An 11,365-nucleotide genomic window follows, 5' to 3' on the forward strand; every position below is an offset into this window, starting at 1 on the left:
GGAGCGACATATCGGGTTCGAACCGATGACCTATACCTTGGCAAGGTATCGCTCTACCAACTGAGCTAATGTCGCATTTTATATCTTTTTAATGCTTTATTATATCTGCGAGGAAGGTATCGTCTTTCAACCTATCCAACTGAGCTAATATCGCATTTTATATCTTTTTAATGCTTTATTATATCAGCGAGGAAGGTATCGTCTTTCAACCTATCCAGCTAAACTATTGTCGCATTTCAATCGTTTTAATGCTTTATTGTATATGTAAGAAAGGTATCGTCTTTCAACTTATCTTATCGAACTAATACTATAGAGATGTGTTAGTTAACAAAAAACCTAAGCCTTACTGTTAACTCGTCACTTGTCTACGGGGAGGCATTTTACCGAATTAACCTCGAGTGTCAATTGTTGATTTACGCAATTATGACTGTTTGCGCACTAAATAATCTTATTGAAGTATTATTATGCTATTCAGCAGTTAAATCATTCCAAGCTGCTGAAATATAACTTATCATCGACCAGAACGTCAGTGCGGCCGCAATATAAAACAACCCAAAGGCAACATCGGTTAGCAAAGGCGTCGGTTTCCAAATTAATCCAGTAATGGCAACCATTTGCGCGGCAGTTTTATATTTACCAATCCAAGAAACGGCTACCACACCACGTTTGCCAATTTCGGCCATCCATTCACGTAATGCAGAAATCACAATCTCTCGGCCAATCATAAACAATGCAGCTAAGGTTAAATACATATTATCATTTTGCTGAACCAACAACACTAATGCTGTCGACACCATGACTTTATCGGCAACAGGATCTAAAAAAGCGCCAAATCGGGTTAGCTGACCTAGTTTGCGAGCGGCATAACCGTCTAACCAATCGGTCAGTGCAGCCAACCAAAAAATAAATGCTGAAACAAATGGTGCCCATGAGTAAGGTAAATAGAAAACGGCTATGAAAACGGGCAACAAAGCAATACGAAATAATGTCAGTGCAATAGGTAAATTAAACGGCATAAAAAGACCAAATTGTCAGAAGCAGCGCCAATTTTGCCTTAAATTTAGCCCCCTCGCAATGTATCATGGATTGTTTGTGCCATTTCTAAGCTAATTCCGGGTACTTTTGTCAATTCAGTCACGCTAGCGCCTTTGACTTCTTGTATTCCACCCAAATGTTGCAACAAGGCTTTACGCCTCTTAGGACCCACTCCGGCGATAGATTCTAATGTAGAGGTGTTACGTGTTTTCTGGCGTTTATTACGATGTCCGGCAATCGCAAATCGATGTGACTCATCACGGATGTGTAACATTAAATGAAATGCAGGCGAATCACTCGGGAGTTCAAAGGTTTGTTCACTGCCACCAACGGTGAAGGTTTCGAGTCCGGCTTTGCGCCCTTCGCCTTTGGTCACACAAATGAGTAATGGCGGATGATCAATATTGACACACTTCTCATCAACAATAGTTTGCGCCACTCTTAATTGGCCGATGCCACCATCGATAAAGACCAAGTCAGGTACTTTGCCATTGTTATCAATTTTATCGAATCGACGGCTTATCGCTTGCTCCATAGCAGCATAATCATCGCCACCGGTAATTCCGGTAATATTATAACGGCGATAATCGGCTTTATGCGGCCCTTCTCGATTAAACACCACACACGAGGCCACAGTACTTTCGCCCATAGTGTGGCTAATATCAAAACACTCCATCCGCTTAATAGGCTCATTAAGCTCAAGTGCTTCTTCAAGTAATAGGAACCGTTGTTCAACGGTATTTTTATGGGACAATCTCGTGGCAACAGCATTACTGGCATTAGTCATGGCTAAGCGTAAAAAATTGGCCCGATCACCACGCACTTGCGTTTTTAATTCAAACTTTTTATCTAGTGCTTGTTCAATAGAGGCTTGCAACTCTTTTATGCCGTCAAAGTGATGACTGAGGATGACTTCTTTGGGAATTGTACGTTGGATATCGGCATTGAGATAAAACTGGCCTAAAAATGACGACAACACTTCTTCGATTGCAGTTTCTGCAGGTACAGAAGGATAATAACTGCGACTGCCAAAGATTTTGCCGTCGCGGATAAACAATAGGTGAAAACACGCAATACCAGAGGCATAGTCGACGCCAATGACATCCATATCCCCTTTCTGATTCGATACTTCCTGCTGCTCTGCAACCCGCCTTAAAGCGGTGATTTGGTCGCGATATTGTGCCGCGCGTTCGTATTCCAAATCAATGGCAGCAATTTCCATTTTTGCCACCAATTGCGATATCACTTGCTTGTCTTTACCGCGTAAAAATAGACTGGCTAATTTAACCTGCTCACTGTATTCCTCATCACTGACAATTCCGACACAAGGCGCACTACAACGATCTAATTGATATTGTAAACAAGGGCGAGATCGCGATTTGTAGTACAAATCATCGCATTGGCGGATAGGAAACAATTTTTGCATTAAATGCAAACTCTCGCGCACTGCACCACCATTAGGGTAAGGGCCAAAGTAATGACCTTTTTCACGTTTGGGACCACGGTGATATGCCAATCGAGGATGTTTATGGCCACTTAACAAAATATACGGGTACGATTTATCATCACGAAGCAGTACGTTGTATTTGGGCATGTACTGTTTGATATAATCGTTTTCAAGCAATAACGCATCGGTTTCGCTATGGGTAACGGTCACATCAATATGATCGATATGCGATACCAATGCTTGGGTTTTAATGTTGGGTATATTGACTCGAAAATAGGAGCTAAGACGTTTTTTAAGATCTTTGGCCTTACCAACATAAATAACCTGTTGGCGCTTATCGTACATACGATAAACCCCAGGCGCTGAGGTAACATTTTTTAAAAAGGATTTGGCGTTAAAACCACTGGACATGATTAAAGCTACTTAATGCGTTGCGAGGAATAACGTATTCCCGACTAAAATGAACCTGTATCGAGCATTTTGTAACGGATAGCTAAACGGGTCAACTCAACATCTCCGCCGATCCCAAGCTTAGCAAATAACCGATAACGATAGCTGTTGACGGTTTTCGGGCTTAAATTTAATTTTTCAGAAATATCATTAACTTTCTCGCCATTGGTTATCATCATCATGATTTGCAACTCACGTTCAGATAAACTGCTAAATGGGTTCTCATCAGAGTGGTTAAATTGACTGAGAGCCATTTGCTGGGCGATTTCTGACGACAAGTAACGTTGACCTCGAGCTACTTGAGTAATAGCGCGTAATACTTCAGGTGAAGTAGACCCTTTGGTTAAATACCCAGAGGCACCCGCCTGCATCACTTTTGTCGGAAATGGATCTTCAGTTTGTACAGTTAATACAATAATTTTTGCATCGGGCTGGTAGCGCAAAATTTTACGAGTAGCTTCTAATCCCCCCATACCTGGCATATTCATGTCCATTAAAATGACATCTGCTTCATTCTGTCGCGACCACTGTACCGCGGTTTCTCCATCAGGTGCTTCACCGATGACTTTAATACCACGCTCATCTTCCAAAATACGACGGATCCCCGTTCTCACGAGTTCATGGTCGTCAACCAAATATACAGATATCACGTTAACCCACCTATTATTATGCGTAATTTATTTTTGGATTTTAGGGCCATTTTTTATATATAAAACATTTATAGGCAAAATAATATGCCAAAATATTATGCTAAAACTGCGCGGGTAAAATTGCATATCTTACCCATCTACCTTTGATGCCTAAATTTAACATCTTTACATTTACAGACACAAGTAAAGTCATGGTTGAACGTGAAATATGTATATAAAATATCCAGCACGGTTTCCTTAACATTGCCATTTAATCTTTTAAATCATTCACCTTGCAACGTGACAATAATGGTGCGCAAACAAGCATGATCGCGATGCTCGCATAAATATAAACCTTGCCAAAGGCCGAGATTCAGGTGCCCGTTAGTAATAGGGATAGTCTGACTAACACCTATCAACGTCGACTTAATATGAGCAGGCATATCATCAGCACCTTCATCTGTATGCTGGAAGTATGCCGCACCTTCTGGTGCGAGTACATTAAAATACCGCTCCATATCGCCACGAACAGTGGGATCTGCATTTTCGTTAATCGCTAGTGATGCAGATGTATGCTGAATAAACACATGTAATAATCCAACATTTATGGATCTCAGCTCGGGCAGCTGTGTGATCACTTCGTCGGTAATTAAATGAAATCCTCGCCGCTGTGTCTTAAGAGTCAATTCTCGTTGTAACCACATCAAATGGATCCTTTTTTGATTTTAACGCACAACGTATCGTCAAGCGAAGTGCGAAGCATACATCAGAGTAGTATTAAGTCTGAAACGATTTGGGCTCATTGTCAGATAATTTACTTAACCTCTCATCGAGTTCAAAGATGAGGCATATAAGCAAAATATGAATATTTCACCGGTTCCATATCAAACTTGCCATTCTTTTGCTCACAAAGCGTCTTCATGTGTTAATAACTTTTACAGTCGACTCAACATGGGTATTGATGAAAAATGCAGACATACATAGCATAGAACGTTTGATTTTAATCAACGTATCATGGCAGATTGAAGCCGATTCAGCAGCGGGCAAGCAATATCTGACGGTATAACTGAAGAGTTCAGGACATTCTTTGGTGGAGTAACGGCAAAAAATTAGCCGTAATAGTGCTTAACGGAGCGATAAAATAACACAATGGTAATGACTTCACTGATTTGAAGACGCAAAGTTTATTTCGCAGTTTACCCCCAGCAGACACAAGGTGTTTTGCCAAGCGAGAATAAAGCCCAACAATGGGTGTTCCATTATTAAATCAGGACAAGCGAACCCATCAACTTTTTTCTGTTATAGCTGTTCGCTTTGTATGGCATGTTTAGCAATAGAGTCCACAATCAATGTGGAATGGGACCTAATCGCGACGAATGGCTCAATCAATTCCCCACTCTTGTTTTAATACATAAATTGTTAGACAGCGCCACTCACAGCAATGACTTAAACCGTTCTGAGGTGAGCTAAAACAGTAACGCAAATAAGGGCGCGGTGATAACCATGGCAATACCGGTAAAAATCATGGTTAAACTGGCGATAACCCCTTCTTCCCGACCAATTTGATTCGCTTTAGCCGCTCCAGCGCCATGTGCAGATGCCCCTAAAGAAATCCCCCTCGCTAAGCTGCTTTGTATCTTAGCCGCTTTAAAAAGGGGCTCACAAATCAGCATTCCCATAATACCTGTGACTAAGACTAACATTGCGGTTAATTCCGGTATGCCACCAAATGCACTTGTTGCTTCAATGGCAAACGGGGTCGATACCGATCTTACGATTAAACTACGAGAAAGCGCTGACGGCATATTGGTGAAATGGAGAATCAACCATGAGGATCCAACGCCTAAACATAACCCAGCCATTACCCCAAGGCTTATCGTTAACGGATAACGTTTGATTAGTAGCCGTTCACGATAAATGGGCACCGCAAATGCAATCGTGGCAGGTGCCAGTAAAGCGGGCAGCCAATGGGTAAATTGAAAGTAATCGACCAGTGGAATTTGAAATATAACCACGGTCAACAAAATAATCGTCGGGGCCATGATAATGGGGGCAAACCAAACCCGTTGTTGGCGTAAATAAAGCCGCTTACTGAGGTAATATCCTGCCAATGTGAGTAATAAACACAAAGCGCCTAATAATGAATCGTTCATTGTTGCTACCCATTAAATTCAATTTGAAAGAGCGGTTACTTAAGGTGTGAGCGCTGTGAGGAAATGTTGTTTAGACGTTGTTTACGTTCAAACTTAAATAACTTGTCAACGATAACAGCCGTACCTAATAGCACACTGGTACTGGCCAGTAACATGCACATAATCAACTCAGCACCATAGTTTTCTAGTATTGATTTATATTTGGTAACCGCGACAACGGGGGGAATGAAAAATAAAAGTAAGTCGCCAATTAACCATGCCGAGCCTTGGTTGACGACTTTTTCGGGTAGCCATTGGCAAGATAATAATATCAATAATACGCCTAAGCCAATAACGCTTCCTGGAATAACAGAATGAACCGAGTGAGCCGCCCACTGACATAGCCAAGCAAATAAACATAGACCACTCACTTGGACGATTAAGGTTGTTTTGCCCTTCAAAAAGGCGCTATGGGTATTTAATGGAGATAACATTTCGTTTCAAATATCGATTTTTTAGTTGATATTGAGAGTTTACGCTTGCTCAAATGATAAAAAAAATGAATATTAATGATTAACTTCATTCCTTTTGGTTATGCACTGAGTTCTTAAAGCACTGCACTATTTCACCGAAGTTGTTAACGCTGGCGGTTTCGCTAAGGCTGGTCACTCGGTTTATGGATAACATGTGAACAAAGGTGATCATAAGACGAGTCATCTAAACTGACGACTGTTTGTCTTGGTCTGGCCATCATTCATTGCCTGCAAGTTAATAAAGGTAACAAAAAACCAAAACAGTGATTAAAAATTCACCAATGATTGTGATTGGCAATATAATGTCAACTTGATTGACCCATCGCGGTCACCATCTGTGTGGCCGCATAGACATGCGGCTTCTCACACCGTAAAATACGCCGCGCTTGTAAAAGCAGTCCCCTTTCGTTAACCCGAGTTATTTTCAGTGAATAAAAAAATCGAACTACTTGCCCCTGGCGGCGATGTTGAAGCCATTAAAGCGGCCATTGTTGCTGGCGCAGATGCGGTTTATTTTGGCTTAGATAACTTCAATGCAAGAAACCGAGCGATAAACGTCAGCTTTGATGAGCTCAACCCTCTACTTGCATTAGCACACAAGCACGATTGTCAGATGTTTCTCACCCTGAATATCATCATTATTGAAACGGAAGTTCCGGCGTTATTTCGGCTGTTAAACCGCCTCGTGAATACTGATATTGACGGCGTTATAGTGCAAGACTTGGGGTTGTTCTACATTCTTGGTCATTACTTTCCGAGCTTAGACATTCATGCTTCGACTCAGGTCACAACTCATAATAGTGGCCAAATCGAGTTTTTACATCAATTAGGCTCGAGCAGAACCAACCTTTCACGCGAGTTAACCCTTGACGAGATCCGCGACCTAACTCAAGTGTCGCACGCCTTGAATATGGCGACGGAGGTTTTTGTACACGGTTCAAACTGCATCAGTTTCTCAGGGCTTTGCTATATCAGCTCCGTTCATGGCGGTAATTCAGGCAACCGAGGACGTTGTAGCCAACCCTGCCGAGACGCCTATCAACCTGCAAAAGCGGCTAAAGAATTCCCACTCAACATGAAAGATAACTCTTCTTACCACCAATTAACTGAGCTTGCTGAGGCTGGAGTAGATTCACTCAAAATTGAAGGTCGGATCAAGAAGCCTCATTATGTGTACACTGTGGTAAATACTTGGCGTAAGCAATTACAGCGATATTACCAAAACCAACCACTTGTCGATGAAAAAATTAATTTACATCAAGTTTTTAATCGTGATTTTACCGATGGTTATCTCAATAACAATATCAATAAAGATATGTTTATTGATAACCCGCGAGACAATAGTAACGATTATTTTATCCAACTTACCAATGCAAAAAGCCCAGTCGAAATCGATGCTGTGAAGCAGAAAATTTACGACGATAAAACAGATATTATCCAGACGCTAGATAAACTAACGAGCAGCATGGTCATAGATAAAATCCCGCTGAAGTTTACGTTTATCACCCAAGAAAATGGTCAGCTTGACGTCGATGTTACTGCAGATGACTTACGCTTTTCAGTTCGCGTTGACACCCATAAACAACCGGCATCCCATTCGATTGACCAAGCAACATTAACCAAACGCTTCAGCAGTTTAAATAATGATAAGTACCGGATTGAACAACTTGATTTTGAACGTTTCACTGATGGCACCTACCTGTCGTATAAGTTGATAACTGAACTTAAACGCCAAATTGAACACAAATTAAATGGTGACAAACCACTCATTGAAGACGTTCAAGTACCCAGTATTGTTCTAGGATCTAACGCCAGCTCAAAGGAAGACCGCGCAGCAAAGCTGGTGGTATTGATTGCGAATGACAAAGACATTGAACTGGGTGAAATCGCTGATATTTGCTATTACCTAATACCTGAAAAGATAGGCAAGCATTTTAATCGGCTGGTTAAATTGTTTAACGACAATCAAAATCTGGCTCCTTGGTTTCCATCAATCCTTATTGGCGATGATTTCTCCCAAGCCGTTGCCCTACTCAACGCTGTGCAGCCTAAACATATTGTGGCTAATAATACTGGTATCGGATTTGCGGCATTTAACGCCAATATTGACTGGATAGCCGGCCCTCAACTCAACCTGAGTAACTCGTTTAGTCTTGAAGCGCTAAAACGGACTTTTAATTGTAGCGGCGCTTTTATCTCGAACGAACTCGCACGAAAGCAAATCAGATCGATTAAATGCCCAGAAGCTTTCGAGCTACATTACAGCATTTATCATCCCACATTATTAATGACCAGCCGCCAGTGTTTTTTCCACCAAGTCACCGGTTGTAAAAAAGATAGAGTAGATAACCAGTGCCTGCCGAAATGCGCTAAGCATGCATCAATCATCAATGTGAAGGACAATGCTTTTGTTATTGATAAACAAAAGGGGTCGCACAATAGTTTATACAATAATCATAACTTTATGAATTTGGATATTGTCGGTGACTTGGCTGGCAAGTTCACTAGCCTGTTGGTGGATTTACGAGATATTAAAACATCCACACAGATCAATGGGTCAAAAGCTGATTTTATCGAAGCATTACGCAAATTGATTGCCGGTGATCAAGCCGCAATTGAGAGGCTGACGGAGCAGGTACAACCCACCATATCAAATCAGTACACCAAAGGGATCTAGTTGAAAGATGTCTTATTAGGTGTACTAGATCTAATTTAGTGTGACTTTTCTAATTAGATAGGACTCTGTCTAATGCTAAATATTTTTACGCTTGAGCAAAACGCCAATTGACTAAACTCTTGTCCGTCTGAGTCATCCCGTTTTTTCGTTTGAATGGGTTCTAAAACATCACCCAGAGCAATTTCAAATCCACAAAGCATTTTGATGAGCTCTTCTAACGCATGATTCTAACCCAAGATTGTGTCTAACGATGCTCACTTGTGACGCCACATCATTTAACAGCTGACACCAAACCAGCATTACTGAACTATCGAACGTATATAGCTGACTATCAACCTGGCAGTTTATAGGATGATGATGGATACTTTTATGAACGTTGTTATAAGAGCGATGAGAATGAGACGAAGACAATGATGCTACATAGATATTGGCTAGCATCCCACACATGGGCAATATAAGACTATCATTCATTACCTGCAAGTCAATAAAGGTAACTAAAAACTAGAGAAATGGTTAAATATCCGCCAACCCTCTTGGGTGACTGGGTTTTATTCCCGTTGAATGTCAACACACTAGTACTAATTCCATTTAATTCTGACTGTTTAAAAGCTTATAAGCTCGGTTGAGTTTCAACCGAGCGTTATCTACATCAAACATCCACTTAATACGAGCATTCTCGCTATTTCTGGCTGTTTCCCAAGCCGTAAGCGAAAGTCGTAGATCATCCCAAGTGGCAATTCGTCTATCCAAACATTGCCTGTTCATCACGCCAATCTCAATTTCTACCATATTCAACCAACTGGCATGTTTTGGGGTGTAGTGAAATTCAATTTTCTTCAAGATACGCCGAGCTTCTTCTGCTGGATAAGCTTTGTATAAAGAACCGGGGGTGTGCGTTGTATATACCCATCATTCTTCAAGGTGCATGTTTTAACACCTGAAAATGGTCATTAATTCTACTCCCTAAAATATCACCTATCAGGGGAAGTGTTTGACTAAAAAGTTCATCAATTTTATCCCTGAATTCTTTCGCCGTTGCAAAATATTTGTTATTTCTCACATGCTCATTCATTACCTTCCACAAACGTTCTATTGGGTTTAAATTGGGGCTGTAAGGCGGGAGGTAATGAAGCCCAATATTAAGCTCTTTTGCTTTATTCTTTACGACTTGTGCTCGGTGATAACCTGCACCATCTAAAATTAAATGAATTCGCTTATCACTGCCGTTATACGCTCTTATCTCCTCGAAAAAATGCTGAATAGTTTCACCATTCACTTTATCGTAACGCTTCACTTGAGCGGCAGCTAAGTCATTCAAATCAATTGCACCAACTAGATTTAATCGAGTCCGACTACCCGTTGTTTCTATCGCTTTGTCATGCCCTGTTTTTATCCAGCCACAACTTACTTTTGTCGCTTGAGTTGGATGCATAGCATCCATAAACAATATAGGCTCATCAACTACTTCAGACTTTAACTTAGTGTACTGCTCAATAAAATCGGCTTGCTTTTTTTCATCAAACTTATGAGGGACGCCTTTAGGGTATTTGTAGCTAAAGTTATGCTGATGAAGCCATTTATTTAAACCTGGAATAGAGAAGCGCAGCCCATGGTTTCTCCATATGTACTCAATGATTTCATACGAGCAGCGATAAGTGTTTAACATCAGGTGAGCCATAACCTCATCAGTTTGTGTTTCACTCAAATAAGGTCGTGAACCTCCATTTTCAGGTCTAACTTATTTTTACTGACGTAATCATCAATATGCCTAACGATACTTGTTTCATGCAGTCGTAAGGCCTGAGCTATCATCGGTGTTGACCAGCCTTCAGAGCGAAGTAAAACGGCTTTAATTCGATCACGAACACGCCCATCTCGACTCTCGTCGTGAAGGGCTTCAAGATCTATTTTTTGCTCGATGGTCAACTTGATGTTTTTCATGAGGGGTATGGTGATCTTCATTGGTAAAAAATCAAGCATCTTCATTGATCATGGGTATAGTTGTCTAAAACCTCGTGGATTTTATCCGCATCAGGATAATGAACATCAACCAAATCCCGCATACACGCTGCAAAGTCCTCTCGTTTCTTGGTTGCAGTTGCTTTAGCATGCCGCCAGCCTCGATGCCTGTCGTACATCAGATAGATATTGGCCACATCCTCACGCCGGTATTCGTAATCATCTTTAGCTAAGTGCCCTGGTGAAGCTAATTTGGGCGGTTTTACATGTGACACCAGTTGTTTCATTGCTTCATCAAAATTATCCACAGGATGTTTTTCATCCGCAGGCATAGCATAAATTTCCAGCACCTCTTCCATCTGCGCAATGAAGTCGCTGTTTAACTCGCCAATACACCACATCTTCTTTTGCCATGGTTTTAATTCATCATGCCTATGCACTTGGCTCAGTAAGAATGTATTGGCGTGTGAATTATTGCCAAATTTAACAATCTGTTAGGTATT

At 41.1% G+C, this 11,365-nt stretch carries 9 protein-coding genes, 1 tRNA gene and 2 pseudogenes; 2 read left to right on the top strand and 10 right to left on the bottom strand.

Translation table 11 applies throughout. The annotated features are described in order from the left end of the window. Positions 1–2: 2 nt before the first annotated feature. The 5 genes from AAEZ00_RS19965 to AAEZ00_RS19985 form a co-directional block, all read right to left on the bottom strand. A tRNA-Gly gene (locus AAEZ00_RS19965) sits at positions 3–75 on the bottom strand. A gap of 392 nt (positions 76–467) precedes the next feature. Next, a complete protein-coding gene (gene pgsA, locus AAEZ00_RS19970; RefSeq protein ID WP_101030273.1) occupies positions 468–1,016 on the bottom strand; it encodes a CDP-diacylglycerol--glycerol-3-phosphate 3-phosphatidyltransferase in 549 nt (182 codons plus the stop codon). A 44-nt stretch (positions 1,017–1,060) separates the two neighbouring features. Then, the gene (gene uvrC, locus AAEZ00_RS19975) at positions 1,061–2,893 is read right to left on the bottom strand and encodes an excinuclease ABC subunit UvrC (protein WP_351089630.1); all 1,833 of its coding nucleotides are present in this window, start codon (positions 2,891–2,893) and stop codon (positions 1,061–1,063) included. Between the two features lie 44 nt (positions 2,894–2,937). Further along, positions 2,938–3,582 carry a UvrY/SirA/GacA family response regulator transcription factor gene (gene uvrY, locus AAEZ00_RS19980; RefSeq protein ID WP_101030271.1) on the bottom strand — a complete coding sequence of 215 codons (645 nt, stop codon included), beginning with the start codon at positions 3,580–3,582 and terminating at the stop codon, positions 2,938–2,940. Positions 3,583–3,845: 263 nt separating this feature from the next. Beyond that, positions 3,846–4,265, bottom strand: a complete 420-nt coding sequence (locus AAEZ00_RS19985; RefSeq protein WP_351089632.1) for a secondary thiamine-phosphate synthase enzyme YjbQ — start codon at positions 4,263–4,265, stop codon at positions 3,846–3,848. Between the two features lie 218 nt (positions 4,266–4,483). On the opposite strand from AAEZ00_RS19985, the gene AAEZ00_RS19990 reads away from it, so the two are divergent. Next, the gene (locus tag AAEZ00_RS19990) at positions 4,484–4,627 is read left to right on the top strand and encodes a hypothetical protein (RefSeq protein WP_157822161.1); all 144 of its coding nucleotides are present in this window, start codon (positions 4,484–4,486) and stop codon (positions 4,625–4,627) included. A gap of 400 nt (positions 4,628–5,027) precedes the next feature. On the opposite strand, the gene AAEZ00_RS19995 is transcribed toward AAEZ00_RS19990, so the two are convergent. Together AAEZ00_RS19995 and AAEZ00_RS20000 are read right to left on the bottom strand one after the other, a co-directional pair. Then, positions 5,028–5,714 carry an LrgB family protein gene (locus tag AAEZ00_RS19995; RefSeq protein ID WP_124014330.1) on the bottom strand — a complete coding sequence of 229 codons (687 nt, stop codon included), beginning with the start codon at positions 5,712–5,714 and terminating at the stop codon, positions 5,028–5,030. Positions 5,715–5,749: 35 nt separating this feature from the next. After that, positions 5,750–6,187: a CidA/LrgA family protein gene (locus tag AAEZ00_RS20000; protein WP_335689494.1), complete on the bottom strand. Its 438-nt coding sequence runs from the start codon at positions 6,185–6,187 to the stop codon at positions 5,750–5,752. Positions 6,188–6,653: 466 nt separating this feature from the next. Here AAEZ00_RS20000 and AAEZ00_RS20005 point away from each other — a divergent pair, with 466 nt between their 5' ends. After that, positions 6,654–8,903 (top strand): peptidase U32 family protein, encoded by a 2,250-nt coding sequence (locus AAEZ00_RS20005; protein ID WP_351089635.1) that lies wholly within the window; start codon positions 6,654–6,656, stop codon positions 8,901–8,903. 588 nt (positions 8,904–9,491) lie between these two features. Here AAEZ00_RS20005 and AAEZ00_RS20010 read toward each other — a convergent pair. The 3 genes and pseudogenes from AAEZ00_RS20010 to AAEZ00_RS20020 form a co-directional block, all read right to left on the bottom strand. After that, positions 9,492–9,803, bottom strand: a pseudogene (locus AAEZ00_RS20010) (transposase); the annotation flags it as partial. Positions 9,804–9,819: 16 nt separating this feature from the next. Continuing rightward, positions 9,820–10,844, bottom strand: a pseudogene (locus AAEZ00_RS20015) (IS630 family transposase). 41 nt (positions 10,845–10,885) lie between these two features. Then, a complete protein-coding gene (locus tag AAEZ00_RS20020; protein WP_233768498.1) occupies positions 10,886–11,263 on the bottom strand; it encodes a transposase in 378 nt (125 codons plus the stop codon). Positions 11,264–11,365 lie beyond the last annotated feature (102 nt).

This window comes from Shewanella sp. S1-49-MNA-CIBAN-0167 (genome assembly GCF_040310145.1).
Classification (GTDB): Bacteria; Pseudomonadota; Gammaproteobacteria; order Enterobacterales; family Shewanellaceae; genus Shewanella; species Shewanella psychromarinicola.

Excerpts from the sequence above, each read along its gene's own strand:
- AAEZ00_RS20000 (WP_335689494.1), bottom strand. The coding sequence starts at position 6,187 with ATGTTATCTCCATTAAATACCCATAGCGCCTTTTTGAAGGGCAAAACA.
- pgsA (WP_101030273.1), bottom strand. The coding sequence starts at position 1,016 with ATGCCGTTTAATTTACCTATTGCACTGACATTATTTCGTATTGCTTTG.
- AAEZ00_RS19995 (WP_124014330.1), bottom strand. The coding sequence starts at position 5,714 with ATGAACGATTCATTATTAGGCGCTTTGTGTTTATTACTCACATTGGCA.
- AAEZ00_RS19985 (WP_351089632.1), bottom strand. The coding sequence starts at position 4,265 with ATGTGGTTACAACGAGAATTGACTCTTAAGACACAGCGGCGAGGATTT.
- AAEZ00_RS20020 (WP_233768498.1), bottom strand. The coding sequence starts at position 11,263 with ATGTGGTGTATTGGCGAGTTAAACAGCGACTTCATTGCGCAGATGGAA.
- uvrC (WP_351089630.1), bottom strand. The coding sequence starts at position 2,893 with ATGTCCAGTGGTTTTAACGCCAAATCCTTTTTAAAAAATGTTACCTCA.